The organism is Comamonas flocculans, from assembly GCF_007954405.1.
In the GTDB taxonomy this organism is placed as follows: domain Bacteria; phylum Pseudomonadota; class Gammaproteobacteria; order Burkholderiales; family Burkholderiaceae_C; genus Comamonas_C; species Comamonas_C flocculans.
On the sequence record NZ_CP042344.1, the window covers coordinates 2,124,811 to 2,138,140 of the forward strand.

Below are 13,330 nucleotides of genomic sequence, written 5' to 3' on the forward strand. Positions count from 1 at the left end.
GCAGCGCCGCGCCGCGCTGGTCGCGCCGCGCGTTCACGACTTGTTGCCTCCCAGCGTCGGGTTGACCCAGTCGCGCGTGATCTGGCCGCTGAGCGCGCCGCCCGGTGCCAGCGTGATCTGCAGGCGCACGCCCTCGGGCAGGGTCACCGCGGGGGTGGCCACCGGCTGCGCGCCGCCGTCCACCGGCCGCGGCGCGCTGGCACTGGACAAGGCGTTGGCCCAGGCGCCCTCGCGATAGAAGAACAGCTGCCAGCCGGCCAGCGGCAGCAACACGGTTTCGCCGCGGCGCGTCTGCGCGCTCGGGGTGCGCGCCCAGAGCGCCGCCTGGTCCCAGGCCTGCTGCCACTGCGCGGCCGTGGCCACGGGCGGCGACTGCCAGCGCAGCCACTGGTCGCTGCCATCCACGCTGCGCAGCGCCCAGGCCACCACGCGCAGGCCCGGGTCCTCGGCTTGCGGGCTGCGCCGCGTCAGGCGCAGCAGCTGGCCGTCCCAGGCGATGGGGGTGGTGTGCTCCAGGGTCTGCACCGCGTTCAGGTCGGTCTCCCACTGGTCGAGCACGGTCTGCAGCGTCAGCACCGCGTCGGTGTGCGCGCCCGTCTGCTGCTGCGCGCGCACCATGGCGTCGAGCCCGCGCCAGCTGACCACGGCCAGCAGCGCCAGCACCGCGATCGCCACCAGCAGCTCCACCAGCGTGAAGCCGCCGGGAGAGGGTCCGGCGCGCTCCTTCATCAATAGCGTCCCACGATGGTGGACAGGCGCAAAACCGGGTTTTTGGCCTGAAAAACCTGCGCATCCACGCGGCGAAACTGCGGATTGGGCGTGGGCGTGACCTGCAACTGCACCAGATAGTCGCGCCCGGCCTGCACGCAGGGCCCGCTGCTGTCGCCCAGCGAGGGCATCTGACGCGACAGGCGCACCGCCACCAGCGCGTTCTCGGCGCAGACATGGGCCAGCGTGATGTCGGTCTGGCGCGCGCTGTTGCGCACCAGCGCATTGCTGGCCTGCGAGCCGGCCAGCAGCGCAATCGCCACGATGCCCAGCGCCACCAGCACCTCCACCAGCGTGAAGCCGCGTGCGCGCATGGACTTCAATGCAGCGCGTGCGCGGCAAAGGGGCGCAGTCCGTCGCTGGCCACGCGCACCGTCTGTCCGGGCAGTTCGGGGTTGACGATCAGCACCTCCTGCGGACCGATCAGCGGCTCCGGCCCGAGCCACAGCGGCGCCGGCGTCAACACCCGGGTCTGCGCCTGCAGCCAGTGCCGGGGCAGCGGCTCGCCAGTCAGGCCCTCGAAGCGAAAGCCGCCCGGCTCGGCACGCCAGCGCACCGCATTGCCCGAGGCGCGCGACTGCGCCCGCGCCGACTCCAGCAGCGCCGCGAGGCGCTCGCCTTCGCGCTCAAGCGCGTGGCGGCCCGTGTCGCCGAGCGCAAAACCCACGCCCACGCTGGCTACCGCGATGATGGCCACGACCACCAGCAGCTCCAGCAGCGTGAAGCCGCGCAAGCCCCTGGCGGGGCGGGACGCGGTGCGCGGCGTACGTACGCAGGTGCCGCTATTGCCAGCTGCCGATGTCCGCATTCTTGCCCTCGCCACCGGGCTGGCCGTCCGCGCCGAAGGACATCACATCCACCTCGCCCTTGATGCCCGGGTTCAGGTACTGGTAGGGGTTCTTCCAGGGGTCGGTGGGCAATTTTTCCAGATAGGGGCGCCAGTTGGGCGGCACCGGTGCGGCGGTCGGCTTGCTCACCAGGGCCTGCAGGCCTTGTTCGCCGGTGGGATAGCGCAGGTTGTCCAGCTTGTAGAGCTTGAGCGCCTGCATGAGGTTGGTCACGTCGGTGCGCGCGGCCGTCTCGCGCGCGTCGTCGGCACGGTCCAGCACATTGGGCACGATGAGCGCGGCCAGCACCCCGATGATGACCAGCACCACCATCAGCTCGATCAGGGTGAAGCCCGCAGCGCGGCGCAAGCGGCCAGAAATGGAAGACAGGGGCACGGAAGGGCTCTTTCGGCAGGATGAAAAATGGCAAGCCGCTCAATGATAATGGGCCCATGTCCGCCCCTGCCCGCCACCCCTGGAGCCTGCGCCTTGCCACGCTGGGCTTGTGGCTGCTGTGCGGCGCCAGCCTTGCCTGGTGGGCGATCCGGCTCGCGCGCGCGCCCGCCGTCGCGCCGGTGCCCGTGGCCGCCGCCGAGCCACCGGCGGTGGACGCCGCCGCGCTGGCACGTCTGCTGGGCGCCAGCCCGGCCGTGGTTTCGGACGCCGCCGAACCCGAGTCCGCCCATCTGGTGCTGCGCGGCGTGCTGGCGGGCACGCGCAGCGGGCAGGGCGCGGCCTTGATCGCCGTGGGCGACAAGCCGGCCAAGCCGTATCGGGTGGGGGCTCAGGTCGCGCCCGGCCTGGTCGTGCAGTCGCTCGGCGCGCGCGAGGCCCGGCTGGGCGCGGCACTCGATGGCGCGGCCACGATGACGCTGGAGCTGCCGCGCCCTTCTCCTTCTCTTTCCCCCTCGCCCCCAGGCAGAGGGAAGGGCTGAGGGCCAGCGGCGCATTCATGCCCCCTGCTGCGATCGGGCAGCCCCTCTCCCAGCCTCTCCCCAAAGGGGCGAGGAGCCAGCCCGAGCACCGTCTTGCTCCCCCGCTCATCCTCTCCCCAAAGGGACAAGGACCCAACCAGGCTCAGTGCCCGTTGGCCTCCAGAAACAGGCGATAGGCCGGGTTTTGCGTCTCTTCGATATACGGATAGCCCAGCGCCTTCAAGAACGCATCGAACGCCGCGCTGTCCTGTGCCGGCACCTGCATGCCCACGAGGATGCGGCCATAGTCCGCGCCCTGGTTGCGGTAGTGGAACAGCGAGATGTTCCAGGCCGGCGCCATCAGGCTCAGGAACTTGAACAGCGCACCCGGCCGCTCGGGGAAGGTGAAGCGCATCAACCGCTCGTTGCGTGCCAGGCTGGAATGCCCGCCGACCAGGTGGCGCAGGTGCTCCTTGGCCATTTCGTCGTGCGTCAGGTCCAGCGCCGCGTAGCCGTTCTTCTCGAAGGAGCGGGCGATTTTTTCCGATTCGCCGCGGCTGTGGGTGGACAGGCCGACAAAGACGTGCGCGCGCTGCGGGTCGCTGATGCGGTAGTTGAATTCCGTCACGCTGCGCGGCCCGCCCGGCAGCGCGCCGACCACTTCGCAAAAGCGCTTGAAGCTGCCGCGCTCTTCGGGGATGGTGACCGCGAACAGCGCCTCTTTCTCTTCGCCGACCTCGGCACGCTCGGCCACGAAGCGCAGGCGTCCGAAATTCATGTTCGCGCCCGAGAGGATGGCCGCATAGGTCTCGCCACGGCGCTTGTGCGCGGCCACGTACTGCTTGATGGCCGCCACGCCCAGCGCGCCGGCGGGCTCGACGATGCTGCGCGTGTCGATGAAGATGTCCTTGATCGCCGCGCACACCGCGTCGGTATCGACGCGCACGTACTCGTCCACCAGCGCGCTGGCGATGCGAAAGGTTTCCTTGCCCACCAGCTTGACCGCGGTGCCGTCGGAAAACAGACCCACGTCCTGCAACTGCACGCGCTTGCGCGCATCGGCCGATTGGGCCATGGCGTCGGAATCGCTCATCTGCACGCCGATCACCTTGACCTCGGGATTCACGGCCTTGACGTAGTTGGCGACGCCGGCGATCAAGCCGCCGCCGCCTATGGGCACGAAGATGGCGTCGAGCCGGCTGCTGCCCAGCTGCTGCACCTGTTGCAGGATCTCCATCGCGATCGTGCCCTGGCCGGCGATCACGTCCGGGTCGTCGAAAGGGTGAATGAAGGTCAGCTGCTGCTGGCGCTGCAGGCGCACCGCCTCCTCGTAGGCGTCCGAATAGCTCTCGCCGCTGAGCAGCACCTCGGCGCCCAGGTTCTTCACTGCGTCGATCTTGACCTGGGGCGTGGTGGTCGGCATCACGACCACCGCACGGGCGTTCATGCGCGCGGCGCTCAGCGCCACCCCCTGGGCGTGGTTGCCGGCCGAGGCGCAGATCACCCCCTTGGCCAGTTGCTCGGGCGTGAGCCTGGCCATCTTGTTGTAGGCCCCGCGCAGCTTGAAGGAAAACACCGGCTGCTGGTCCTCGCGCTTGAGCAGCACCTTGTTGTGCAGGCGCCGCGACAGCGCCTTGGCCGGCTGCAGCGCCGACTCGATCGCCACGTCGTACACCCGTGCGGTCAATATCCGGGTCAGGTAGTCGAAGGGGGTGAGCGCTGGGGCCATGGGCGGTCGGTGCAGGGGCGGCAAAACCGGCAATCATAGGCCTCGCGCCCCGGCGGGCGGGCGCCGCAGGGGCGGTGGGACAATGGCGGCCTTGCGCCGCGTCGCGCCGATCACGTCGAAAGGAAACTTGCCATGGTGGAATGCACCGTCAGCTGGACGGGCGCTGCGGGCCCGCGCTCGGGCATGGGCTTCGTCGCGGAGACCGGCAGCGGCCACATCCTCAACATGGACGGCGCGCCCGACGCCGAGCGCCCCGAACACGGCGGCCTGAACCTGGCCCCGCGTCCGCTGGAGACCGTGTTGGCGGGCACCGGCGGCTGCAGCGCCTACGACGTGGTGCTGATCCTGCGCCGCGGCCGCCACGACGTGCGCGGCTGCAGCGTGCACCTGAAGGCCGAGCGCGCCAGCACCGACCCCAAGGTGTTCACGCGCATCCACCTGCAGTTCACCGTCACCGGGCGCCAGCTGCCGCGCGAGGCGGTGCAGCGCGCGGTGCAGCTCAGCCACGAAAAGTACTGTTCGGCGCTGGCCATGCTCTCGGGCACGGCGCAAATCACCACCGGCTTTGAACTGCGCGAGTCCTGAGCTGCGGCGGGTTGTTGTCATTGAACAACAGAACCCGTGGCAGTGGCCGCTTTCGAGGCGATTTGCTTTGCTTATCCGCCCGGTCTCTGTTGCAATACGTAGAACTTCCCCACCAGGAGGTTGGCCCGGCGAGGCAGTGCTCGCATGGACAAAGTCTTTCAGGCCGGAGCCTTCTATTTAACCTTGGAGTATTGGTAATGAAAAAATCTCTGATTGCCTTGGCAGTCTTGGGCGCTTCGGGCTTTGCGATGGCGCAATCGTCGGTGACGTTGTATGGCGTGGCCGACGCTGGTTTGGCACGTGCTCAAACCTATGTTGGCGGTCCTGGCACTGGCGCGGGTACGCTCGCTGCTTGGGCGCTGGGTGCGGACAAGACCAGCCGGACCGGCATGTCCTCCGCCGACACGATGAACAACGGCAATAGCCGTCTGGGCGTGCGCGGTGTGGAAGATCTGGGTGGCGGTCTGAAGGCTGGTTTCAATTTTGAATCGGGTCTCTCGCTCAAGGACGGGGAAGCCAAGGGTTCGGGTGGTGGTTTCTGGGGCCGTGCCGCCAACATGTACGTCGGTGGTGGCTGGGGTACCTTCTTGATGGGCCGTACGCTGAACCCGTCCTTCTTTGCTCTGGCTACTTATGAACTGACCGGCACCGCCAACTATTCGGTGATTGGCAATACCTACAGCTTCACTGGTATTGGCCCGCGTTCCAGCAGCCTGTTCCAGTACAAGACGCCGAATTTCGGTGGTTTTTCCGGAACGTTGGGCTACGTTTTCAAGGATGACAACAGTGGCAATGCCAAGTGGGATGCCAACTTGATCTACGCCAATGGCCCGATCGCCGCCAGCTTGGGCGTGAACAAGACGAAGGATCAGCCGACCAACTTCGCTTTGGGCGGCAAGTACAACTTCGGCCAATTCGTGGTGGCTGCTTCGTATCACAACATCGGGGTTAATGCCGCTGGTACTGAATATCGCCGTCGTGGTTTTGCGATCGGTGGCACGGCCAACTTCGGCCCCGCTTCCGTCACGCTGGACCTGACCCGCGACACCAAGAACGAGGTCACTGGTGTTTATGGTCACAAGTTCACCAACGTTCTGCTCGAAGGCAAGTACAGCCTGTCCAAGCGCACCTTCGCGTACGCTGCTTACCTGAAGCTGGACGGCACCAACAACTACGGTGTGGGCCTGCGCCACAACTTCTGATGACGCCGCTGCCCCCACGGGCAGCGCCTGAATCAGTCAAAGCCGCCTTCGGGCGGCTTTTTTGCGTGGCTGCGTCCCGCATTCTTCGGCGCAATAGCCAGGTGAAAGTCGCTGTCTGCGTTAGCCATGGCGGGACTGCGGGCGTAGCGCAGGCCAAGGCAGACAAGGCGTTTGCCGAAGCGATCAGCCATGGCTCGATACCAATCATGGGTATGTATTGAGTGCTGTTCCAGAGGGGCACCCATGCGAAACCCGTCCGTATTCCTCGGGCAGCATTTCACCGGCTTCATCGAAGCTCAAGTGCAAGATGGGTGCCATGGCTCTGCCAGCGATGTCATCAGGGCAGGTTTGCGCTTGCTGGAAGAACACGAATCCAAGGTGAAGGCACTGCAAGATGCCTTGAACGCCGGTCTTGAGTCTGGCGAGCCGCGCTTGTTTGATAGCGACGCATTTCTGCGCCGCATGCATGCGCGCAATGGCCAAGCCGTACCGGCTGTCTCCGCTGGCGAAGGCCGTAGCTATCGCGAGGATTTGCAACGCCGCCATGGGTGCGAAGACGCGGTTTCATGTTTCGATATTTCCGGGTTGCTGTACCAGGTAGAGTGGATACGGAAGGTTGAACGGCCTGGCGGCCTGGCGGGACAGGAACGATGACATTTGAGGAAACGGCCTTGAACACCTTCCAATTGTGTAGACATTCATCTACAATAAACCATGAAAATCGGCGGGTTTGATTGGGACAGAGGTAACCGGCCGAAGTGCGGGAAGCATGGGGTTTCCCGTGAAGAAATCGAACGGCTATTTCTTGAAGGTCAAGCGCGCGTTGCGCCTGACCTGAAGCACACCAAACCGACCGAGAGCCGCCACATTGCGGCGGGCCGGGTGGATGGCCGGGCAATGTTCGTGGCGTTTGCTTTCCGGGGCGGTCTCATTCGCCCAATCAGCGCCCGCTACATGCACGCCAAGGAGGCGAGCAACCATGAAACGAGTACCTGAGTTCAAGACCGATGACGAAGCCGAGGCATTCTTGGAGCAAGACCTTTCCGACCTTGACCTCAAGCAGTTCAAGCCGATGCGGTTCGAGGTGGTGAAGAAGGAAGCCGCCCTGAACATGCGCCTGCCCGCCGTCCTGCTGGACGCGGTACGCGCCAAGGCCAAAGCCAAAGGTATCCCGTATTCCCGCTATGTGCGGATGGTGCTGGAAGCAGACTTGCAGCATGCGGAATGAGGGCCGGGAAAGGCGCGCTTGCTCTCTCCCGACTTCTTGCACCGGGCATTCTGGTGACGGTTTGATGGGCCGACCGCTGGGCATCAAGAACTTGGGTCATCGCTCCTGACCTCAACCTCACGGCACCTGTTGGGCCGCGTGCTTCACTCTCAAAATCTCGACGGTGCGCGTCTCGTCCAGCACGCGATAAAAAATGATGTAGTTCCGATGTGCGACCAACTCGCGCAGGAAGTCCGGCAGGCCGGGCCTGCCGGTGCGGCCAAGTCTTGGGTGCTGCGCAAGCGGGAGCACCTTGTCGCGCAGCTCCTGGCCGAATTCTTCGGCCTTGATCGGGTTGTCCTGGGCGATGTAGTCAACGATGTGGTCCAAGTCGGCCTCGGCGATCGGTCGCCAGACGATGCTGTAAGGGGTCTTGGGCTTTGCCATCGGTCACTTTGTCATGGGTCAATGGCCTGCTGGCTCATGCTCGCTTCACTCAGGCCGTCTTGTGCCGCTGAATGCGGGCATCCATTCGGGCCATGACTTCATCGTGCGGCACGCTCGGGCGGGGGTCGTCGATGGCCTCCTGAATTTCGCCGGTCAGCCACTGGTTATAGGCGGCGGCTTGGTGCGCTTGACGCATCGCTTGAGCGCGGCTGTCCCGGTTCTGCGTGACTTCTTTTTGGTCGGGGTTCCAGTGGGTCGCGTCGAGCTTCACAACGGCAATGCCAAGATGGCGCAACACGATCAGCGCGGAATTCGGACTGCCGAAGCGGCGCGGCTCGGTGCCGCGGGCCTTCACTAAAAATGCGTCTTGCCCGCTGCGGGTGGCAATCTCCATGAAGAAACTGCTGCCCTGCCCTTTCAAGGTGACGCCGACAACGCCGCCGGCGCTGGCCGTGGCGCGCAGCTGCTCTAGTGTCATGCTTTGCATGATTCGCTCCTTTATAGATCAAACATGTTCCCCTAGCCTTGATCGTGCATGACCTATGGAAGTCGTGCAAGTGTTTTCCGGTCGGAACACGTTGGTCTTGTGGAATTCGCGAGACAGTCCGATTTGAAACCATCCGAGATGCTTCATGAGCCGCCTGCCGCGAGATACTCATGCGGTGGCTGGCGGCAGCCCATCGTGAAAAGGAACACCCATGCAGACCCTGCGTTACCAGGCGGGCGGGCGGGCTTTTGCGGCCATCGCGCGCTTTCATCCCGAGCTGACCTCGCTGCGGCGCGAGTTGCACGCCCATCCGGAGCTGGGTTTTGAAGAGCACCGCACCAGCGCGCGCGTTCGCGAGGTGCTGCGCGCCTGTCAGGTCGATGAGCTGCACGAGGGCGTGGGCGGCACCGGCGTGGTCGCCGTGATCCACGGGCGCGGCCGGGGCAGCGGCGCGATGGTCGGACTGCGCGCCGACATGGACGCGCTGCCCATGACCGAGCACAACGACTTCGCCTGGAAGTCGGACAAGAGCGGCCTGATGCATGGTTGCGGGCACGACGGGCACGTCACCATGCTGCTGGGCGCGGCGCGCTATCTTGCGGCGAGCCGCAATTTCGACGGCACGGCGGTGCTGATATTCCAGCCGGGCGAGGAGGGCTTTGGCGGCGCCCGCGTGATGATCGAGGACGGCCTGTTCGAGCGCTTCCCGGTGCAGTCGGTCTATGCGCTGCACAACTGGCCGATGATGGCGCCGGGCACCGTGGGGCTGAACGAGGGCGCGATGATGGCCGCGGCCGACCGCATCACCATCCAGGTGAGCGGCAAGGGCGGGCACGGCGCGCACCCCTACCAGACGGTGGACGTGGTGCTCGTGGCCGCGCACATCGTCACCGCCTTGCAGGGCATCGTTGCGCGCAACGTGCGCGCGATCGACAGTGCGGTGCTGAGCATCTGCGCGGCGCAGGCCGGTGACCTGGCCGCCTTCAGCGTGATGCCGGGCGAAGCCACGCTGGTGGGCACGGTGCGCACCTTCAGCCCCGAGGTGCAGGACCTGATGGAGCGGCGCATCCACGAGGTCTGCGCGGCGGTGGCGCTGGGCTTTGGCGCCAGCGCCAGCGTGCATTACGAGCGCATCTACCCGGCGACGATCAACACCGCCGCCGAGGCGCGCTTCGCGGGCGACGTCGCCGCCCGGCTGGTGGGCGAGGCCAAGGTGCAGCGCAAGCTCGAGCCCAGCATGGGCGCGGAGGATTTCTCCTTCATGCTGCAACACAAGCCCGGCGCCTACCTGCGCCTGGGCCAGGGCGGCGCGCCGCTGCACAGCAGCCGCTACGACTTCAACGACGAGGTGCTGCCACTGGGTGCGGCGCTGCACGCGGGCCTGGTCGAACAGGCCATGCCCTTGCCGCCGGGCGACTGAACATTGGTGCAAAATCGGCCTTGCGCGCTGATGCAAAAAGCGCTAGCAGCTATGTTTATTGAACTAAAGGACGCCCGGTGAACCAACTCGAAGCCTTGAAGCAAGTCACCACGGTCGTGGCCGACACCGGCGACTTTCACGAACTCGCGCGTTTCGCGCCGCAGGATGCGACCACCAACCCCTCGCTGATCCTCAAGGCGGTGCAAAAGAGCGACTACGCCCATTTGCTGCGCGACAACGCCGCGCGCTGGAGCGGGCGCGACCTGGCCGAGCGCATGGACAGGCTCATCGTGCGCTTTGGCTGCGAGACCCTGGCACACATCCCGGGGCGCGTGTCCACCGAGGTCGACGCCCGCCTGTCCTTCGATACCGAAGCCATGGTCACGCGCGCCGAGCGGCTCATCGAGCTCTACCAGGCCGAGGGCGTGCACATCGAGCGCGTGCTGATCAAGGTGGCCAGCACCTGGGAAGGCATAGAGGCGGCGCGCCGGCTGCAGGGCCGGGGCATTGCCACCAACATGACGCTGCTGTTTTCCTTTGCCCAGGCCGTCGCCTGCGCGCAGGCCAGGGTGCAGCTGATCTCGCCCTTCGTCGGACGCATCCACGACTGGTACAAGGCCAGGGCGGGCAGCAGCTGGGACGCAACGGCAATGTCCGGCGGCGCGGACCCCGGCGTGCAATCGGTGCGTCGCATCTTCGAGTACTACAAGCACTTCGGCATCGCCACCGAGATCATGGGGGCGAGCTTTCGCAACGTCGGCCAGATCCGTGCGCTGGCCGGCTGCGACCTGCTCACCATCGCGCCCGCGCTGATGGCCGAGCTGGCCGCGAGCGAGGCGCCGCTGCCCCGGGCGCTGGACGCCGAGGCGGCGCGGGCCCTGCAGATCGAGCATGTGCAGCTCGATGAGGCGAGTTTTCGCTACGCCCTCAACGAAGACGCCATGGCAACCGAGAAACTGGCCGAGGGCATCCGCGCCTTTGCGGCGGACGCGGTGAAGCTCGAAGCGCTGATGCAGGCTTGATGGCTCATGGCTGACATGTGGCCGCATCGGGCGCCGCAGGCCCCCACCCCGGCCCTCCCCCAGAGGGGGAGGGAGGCAGGCGGCGCGTCGCACGCTTCCATGCCGGGCAGCACCCCGGCCCCGCTGCTGGCGGCAAGACTCCGCCGCCCTTGTGGCTGTCCGGTCGGGGCAGGGAGGCAAGCCGGGCGGTGCTGGTATCGCTCCTTCCCCCTCTGGGGGAAGGCAGGGATGGGGGCTGCTGCCGATGATTGATTCGCCCCTGTGCCATGAAACCCCCGCGTGGGCGCGGTTGCAGGCGCATTGGCGCCAGGAGGCAAGCCACATCGACCTGCGTGCCGAGTTCGCCCGTGATGGCCAGCGCCTGCCCACGCTGAGCCAGCGCGCACCGCACCTGTGGGCCGACCTGTCGAAGAACTGGCTGCTGCCCGGCACCGAGGCGCTGCTGCGCCGCCTGGCCGATGGCTGCGGGGTGCTTGACTGGCGCGATGCGATGTTCGCGGGCGTGGCGGTCAACACCACCGAGCAGCGCGCCGCCATGCACTGGCTGCTGCGCACGCCGCCCGATGCCGGGCTGCTCGGGGCGCTGCCGCCCGCGCGGGGCTGGGGCGCGGGCGTGCGCGGCGCGCTGCAGGAGACGGCGCGCACGCTGCAGGCCATGCTGCACCTGGCCGACGAAGTGCGTGCCGACGCTGCCATCACCGACGTGGTGCACATCGGCATCGGCGGCTCCTGCTTGGGCCCCGAGCTGGCGGTGCAGGCGCTGCAGCACCTGGCCGCCGGCGGGCCGCGCATCCATTTCGTGGCCAACGTCGACGGCGGGGAGCTCGGTGCGGTGCTGGGCCGGGTACGGGCGGCAAACACGCTGTTCCTGATCGCCTCCAAGTCCTTCACCACGGCCGAGACCATGATGAACGCCCACACGGCGCGCGCCTGGTTCCTGGCCCAGGGCGGCAGCGAGGATGCGGCGCATGCGCGGGGCATCGCCCGGCATTTCGTGGCGCTGACGGCGCAGCCCGAGGCCGCGGCGCGCTTTGGCATCACGCGGGTGCTGGGCTTCGAGGACTGGGTCGGCGGGCGCTATTCGCTGTGGTCGGCCATCGGCCTGCCGATCGCCATCGCCGTGGGCAGCGCGGCGTTTCGCGCCTTGCTGGCCGGCGCGCACGCCATGGACGCGCATTTTCTTGCCGCCCCGCCCGAGACCAATCTGCCGCTGCGCCTGGGCCTGCTCGATGTCTGGTACCGCGATTTCTGCGGTCTGGGCAGCCGCTGCATCGCGCCCTACAGCCACGGCCTGCGGCGTCTGCCGGCCTATCTGCAGCAGCTGGAGATGGAGAGCAATGGCAAGGGCGTGACGCGCGACGGCCGCCCGCTGGCGGTGGCCACGGCGCCGGTGGTCTGGGGCGAGCCCGGCACCAACGGCCAGCATGCCTTCTTCCAGATGCTGCACCAGGGGCAGGACGTGGTGCCGGTGGAATTCATCGCCGCGCGCGAGCCCGTGGGCGGCCCGGCCGAACACCACCACGACCTGCTGGTCAACGCGGTGGCGCAGGCGCAGGCGCTGATGCTCGGCCATGCGTCCGACGCCGCGCACCGGCGCTGCCCCGGCAACCGGCCCAGCACCTTCCTGCTGCTCGAGCGGCTGGACGCGCAAGCGCTGGGCGCGCTGATCGCGCTGTACGAGCACCGGGTCTTCGTCTCGGGCGCGGTCTGGGGCATCAACAGCTTCGACCAGTGGGGCGTGGAGCTGGGCAAGTGCCTGGCGCGCGAGCTGGTGGCGCGCCAGGGCTCGGGCGACTGGGCGGGCGTGGACGCGTCCACGCGCGAGCTGATGCGCCTGAGCGCGTCGGCTCCGTCTCAGCTCGGCGTATAGGCCAGGCGCAGGTAGATCGGCGCGTAGGCCGCGCCCTGGGTGAGCTCGATCAGCGCCTCCTTGGCCAGCTCGAGCAGCGCGACGAAGGTGACCACGAGCACGGCCACGCCGCGCGCCGGCTCGAACACCTCCTCGAAACTGAGAAAACGCCGCCCCTGCAAGCGCTTGAGCACCTGGCTCATGGTCTCGCGCACCGAAAGCTCTTCGCGCGGGATGTGGTGGCGCTGCACCAGCCGGGCGCGCCCGAGCACCTCGGCCCAGGCGGCCTGCAGGTCGGCGACGGACACTTCGGGAAAGCGCGGCTGCAGACTCTGCTCCACGGTGATCCGCGCCTTCAGGAAGTCGCGCCCGTGCTGCGGAAGCTCGCCGAGCTGCTGCGCGGCAAGCTTGAAGCGCTCGTACTCCAGCAGCCGGCGCACCAGGTCGGCGCGCGGGTCCTCGGGCTCCGGCGCGCCTTGCTCAGAGCGCGTGGGCAGCAGCATGCGCGACTTGATCTCGATCAGCATGGCCGCCATCAGGAGGTATTCGGCGGCCAGTTCCAGATTGCGCCCGCGGATTTCGTCCACGTAGGCCAGATACTGGCGCGTGACGCCGACCATGGGGATGTCGAGGATGTTGAAGTTCTGCTTGCGGATCAGGTAGAGCAGCAGGTCCAGCGGCCCCTCGAAGGCCTCGAGAAAGACTTCCAGCGCGTCGGGCGGGATGTACAAGTCCTGCGGCAGCGCAAACAGGGGCTCGCCGTAGAGCCTGGCCAGCGCCACCTGGTCCACTACGCCCGGCTGTTGCGCAGCCGTCGCGGCGCTATCCAATACAGAGCTGTCTGCGCTGGCCTGCATTGGGCTGGAGGGCGAT

17 protein-coding genes and 2 pseudogenes are annotated in these 13,330 nt (G+C 67.2%); 9 read left to right on the forward strand and 10 right to left on the reverse strand.

The genetic code is table 11. The annotated features are described in order from the left end of the window. Nucleotides 1-33: 33 nt before the first annotated feature. From FOZ74_RS10200 to gspG, 4 genes are read right to left on the reverse strand one after another with little or no spacing between them, the layout of a single operon-like run. Nucleotides 34-729, reverse strand: a complete 696-nt coding sequence (locus tag FOZ74_RS10200) for a PulJ/GspJ family protein (RefSeq protein WP_146912964.1) — start codon at nt 727-729, stop codon at nt 34-36. Beyond that, nucleotides 729-1,082 (reverse strand): type II secretion system minor pseudopilin GspI, encoded by a 354-nt coding sequence (gene gspI / locus FOZ74_RS10205; RefSeq protein ID WP_146912965.1) that lies wholly within the window; start codon nt 1,080-1,082, stop codon nt 729-731. The genes FOZ74_RS10200 and gspI overlap by 1 nt, the downstream gene beginning before the upstream one ends. Before the next feature lie 5 nt (nt 1,083-1,087). Continuing rightward, nucleotides 1,088-1,576, reverse strand: a complete 489-nt coding sequence (locus FOZ74_RS10210; RefSeq protein WP_146912966.1) for a type II secretion system protein — start codon at nt 1,574-1,576, stop codon at nt 1,088-1,090. Continuing rightward, nucleotides 1,551-1,928 carry a type II secretion system major pseudopilin GspG gene (gene gspG, locus FOZ74_RS10215; RefSeq protein WP_255437852.1) on the reverse strand — a complete coding sequence of 126 codons (378 nt, stop codon included), beginning with the start codon at nt 1,926-1,928 and terminating at the stop codon, nt 1,551-1,553. Before gspG ends, FOZ74_RS10210 begins: the two co-directional genes overlap by 26 nt. A 119-nt stretch (nt 1,929-2,047) precedes the next feature. Here gspG and FOZ74_RS10220 point away from each other — a divergent pair, with 119 nt between their 5' ends. Continuing rightward, complete coding sequence (locus FOZ74_RS10220; protein ID WP_146912967.1) at nt 2,048-2,530, forward strand: type II secretion system protein N; 483 nt, start codon at nt 2,048-2,050, stop codon at nt 2,528-2,530. Nucleotides 2,531-2,672: 142 nt separating this feature from the next. Here FOZ74_RS10220 and ilvA read toward each other — a convergent pair whose 3' ends face one another. Then, nucleotides 2,673-4,238 (reverse strand): threonine ammonia-lyase, biosynthetic, encoded by a 1,566-nt coding sequence (ilvA, locus tag FOZ74_RS10225; RefSeq protein WP_146912968.1) that lies wholly within the window; start codon nt 4,236-4,238, stop codon nt 2,673-2,675. A 135-nt stretch (nt 4,239-4,373) separates the two neighbouring features. Here ilvA and FOZ74_RS10230 point away from each other — a divergent pair, with 135 nt between their 5' ends. Beyond that, entirely contained in the window at nt 4,374-4,823 is a 450-nt protein-coding gene (locus FOZ74_RS10230) for an OsmC family protein (protein WP_146914169.1), read from the forward strand. Between the two features lie 197 nt (nt 4,824-5,020). Further along, nucleotides 5,021-6,025, forward strand: a complete 1,005-nt coding sequence (locus FOZ74_RS10235) for a porin (protein ID WP_146912969.1) — start codon at nt 5,021-5,023, stop codon at nt 6,023-6,025. A 32-nt stretch (nt 6,026-6,057) separates the two neighbouring features. On the opposite strand, the gene FOZ74_RS16075 is transcribed toward FOZ74_RS10235, so the two are convergent. Then, nucleotides 6,058-6,216, reverse strand: coding sequence for a hypothetical protein (locus FOZ74_RS16075; protein ID WP_186764576.1), 159 nt, complete (start codon nt 6,214-6,216; stop codon nt 6,058-6,060). A 52-nt stretch (nt 6,217-6,268) separates the two neighbouring features. Here FOZ74_RS16075 and FOZ74_RS16510 point away from each other — a divergent pair, with 52 nt between their 5' ends. Continuing rightward, the gene (locus FOZ74_RS16510) at nt 6,269-6,679 is read left to right on the forward strand and encodes a type II toxin-antitoxin system ParD family antitoxin (RefSeq protein ID WP_146912970.1); all 411 of its coding nucleotides are present in this window, start codon (nt 6,269-6,271) and stop codon (nt 6,677-6,679) included. 60 nt (nt 6,680-6,739) lie between these two features. Then, nucleotides 6,740-6,934 (forward strand): annotated as a pseudogene (locus FOZ74_RS10245) (BrnT family toxin); the annotation flags it as partial. 9 nt (nt 6,935-6,943) lie between these two features. On the opposite strand, the pseudogene FOZ74_RS16555 reads toward FOZ74_RS10245, so the two are convergent. After that, a pseudogene (locus tag FOZ74_RS16555) lies at nt 6,944-7,006 on the reverse strand (hypothetical protein); the annotation flags it as partial. Between FOZ74_RS16555 and FOZ74_RS10250 the strand changes: the two are divergent. Continuing rightward, nucleotides 7,005-7,253: a CopG family antitoxin gene (locus tag FOZ74_RS10250; protein ID WP_146912972.1), complete on the forward strand. Its 249-nt coding sequence runs from the start codon at nt 7,005-7,007 to the stop codon at nt 7,251-7,253. The pseudogene FOZ74_RS16555 and the gene FOZ74_RS10250 sit on opposite strands and share 2 nt — an antisense overlap. A gap of 117 nt (nt 7,254-7,370) precedes the next feature. Here the strand turns inward: FOZ74_RS10250 and FOZ74_RS10255 are convergent, their stop codons facing one another. Next, nucleotides 7,371-7,679, reverse strand: coding sequence for a type II toxin-antitoxin system RelE/ParE family toxin (locus FOZ74_RS10255; protein WP_146912973.1), 309 nt, complete (start codon nt 7,677-7,679; stop codon nt 7,371-7,373). Between the two features lie 49 nt (nt 7,680-7,728). Beyond that, the gene (gene relB / locus FOZ74_RS10260; RefSeq protein WP_146912974.1) at nt 7,729-8,166 is read right to left on the reverse strand and encodes a type II toxin-antitoxin system RelB family antitoxin; all 438 of its coding nucleotides are present in this window, start codon (nt 8,164-8,166) and stop codon (nt 7,729-7,731) included. A 211-nt stretch (nt 8,167-8,377) separates the two neighbouring features. On the opposite strand from relB, the gene FOZ74_RS10265 reads away from it, so the two are divergent. The 3 genes from FOZ74_RS10265 (at nt 8,378) to pgi (ending at nt 12,478) form a co-directional block, all read left to right on the forward strand. Next, a complete protein-coding gene (locus tag FOZ74_RS10265; RefSeq protein WP_146912975.1) occupies nt 8,378-9,586 on the forward strand; it encodes a M20 aminoacylase family protein in 1,209 nt (402 codons plus the stop codon). A gap of 77 nt (nt 9,587-9,663) precedes the next feature. Next, entirely contained in the window at nt 9,664-10,608 is a 945-nt protein-coding gene (gene tal / locus FOZ74_RS10270) for a transaldolase (RefSeq protein ID WP_146912976.1), read from the forward strand. A 244-nt stretch (nt 10,609-10,852) separates the two neighbouring features. Further along, entirely contained in the window at nt 10,853-12,478 is a 1,626-nt protein-coding gene (pgi, locus tag FOZ74_RS10275; RefSeq protein WP_146912977.1) for a glucose-6-phosphate isomerase, read from the forward strand. Here pgi and FOZ74_RS10280 read toward each other — a convergent pair. Further along, a complete protein-coding gene (locus FOZ74_RS10280) occupies nt 12,463-13,314 on the reverse strand; it encodes a segregation and condensation protein A (RefSeq protein ID WP_146912978.1) in 852 nt (283 codons plus the stop codon). The two genes, pgi and FOZ74_RS10280, sit on opposite strands and share 16 nt — an antisense overlap. Between the last annotated feature and the right edge of the window lie 16 nt (nt 13,315-13,330).

Excerpts from the sequence above, each read along its gene's own strand:
- FOZ74_RS10200 (WP_146912964.1), bottom strand. The coding sequence starts at position 729 with ATGAAGGAGCGCGCCGGACCCTCTCCCGGCGGCTTCACGCTGGTGGAG.
- gspI (WP_146912965.1), bottom strand. The coding sequence starts at position 1,082 with ATGCGCGCACGCGGCTTCACGCTGGTGGAGGTGCTGGTGGCGCTGGGC.
- FOZ74_RS10210 (WP_146912966.1), bottom strand. The coding sequence starts at position 1,576 with ATGCGGACATCGGCAGCTGGCAATAGCGGCACCTGCGTACGTACGCCG.
- gspG (WP_255437852.1), bottom strand. The coding sequence starts at position 1,928 with ATGGTGGTGCTGGTCATCATCGGGGTGCTGGCCGCGCTCATCGTGCCC.
- FOZ74_RS10220 (WP_146912967.1), top strand. The coding sequence starts at position 2,048 with ATGTCCGCCCCTGCCCGCCACCCCTGGAGCCTGCGCCTTGCCACGCTG.
- ilvA (WP_146912968.1), bottom strand. The coding sequence starts at position 4,238 with ATGGCCCCAGCGCTCACCCCCTTCGACTACCTGACCCGGATATTGACC.
- FOZ74_RS10235 (WP_146912969.1), top strand. The coding sequence starts at position 5,021 with ATGAAAAAATCTCTGATTGCCTTGGCAGTCTTGGGCGCTTCGGGCTTT.
- FOZ74_RS16075 (WP_186764576.1), bottom strand. The coding sequence starts at position 6,216 with ATGGCTGATCGCTTCGGCAAACGCCTTGTCTGCCTTGGCCTGCGCTAC.
- FOZ74_RS16510 (WP_146912970.1), top strand. The coding sequence starts at position 6,269 with ATGCGAAACCCGTCCGTATTCCTCGGGCAGCATTTCACCGGCTTCATC.
- FOZ74_RS10250 (WP_146912972.1), top strand. The coding sequence starts at position 7,005 with ATGAAACGAGTACCTGAGTTCAAGACCGATGACGAAGCCGAGGCATTC.
- FOZ74_RS10255 (WP_146912973.1), bottom strand. The coding sequence starts at position 7,679 with ATGGCAAAGCCCAAGACCCCTTACAGCATCGTCTGGCGACCGATCGCC.
- relB (WP_146912974.1), bottom strand. The coding sequence starts at position 8,166 with ATGCAAAGCATGACACTAGAGCAGCTGCGCGCCACGGCCAGCGCCGGC.
- FOZ74_RS10265 (WP_146912975.1), top strand. The coding sequence starts at position 8,378 with ATGCAGACCCTGCGTTACCAGGCGGGCGGGCGGGCTTTTGCGGCCATC.
- pgi (WP_146912977.1), top strand. The coding sequence starts at position 10,853 with ATGATTGATTCGCCCCTGTGCCATGAAACCCCCGCGTGGGCGCGGTTG.
- FOZ74_RS10280 (WP_146912978.1), bottom strand. The coding sequence starts at position 13,314 with ATGCAGGCCAGCGCAGACAGCTCTGTATTGGATAGCGCCGCGACGGCT.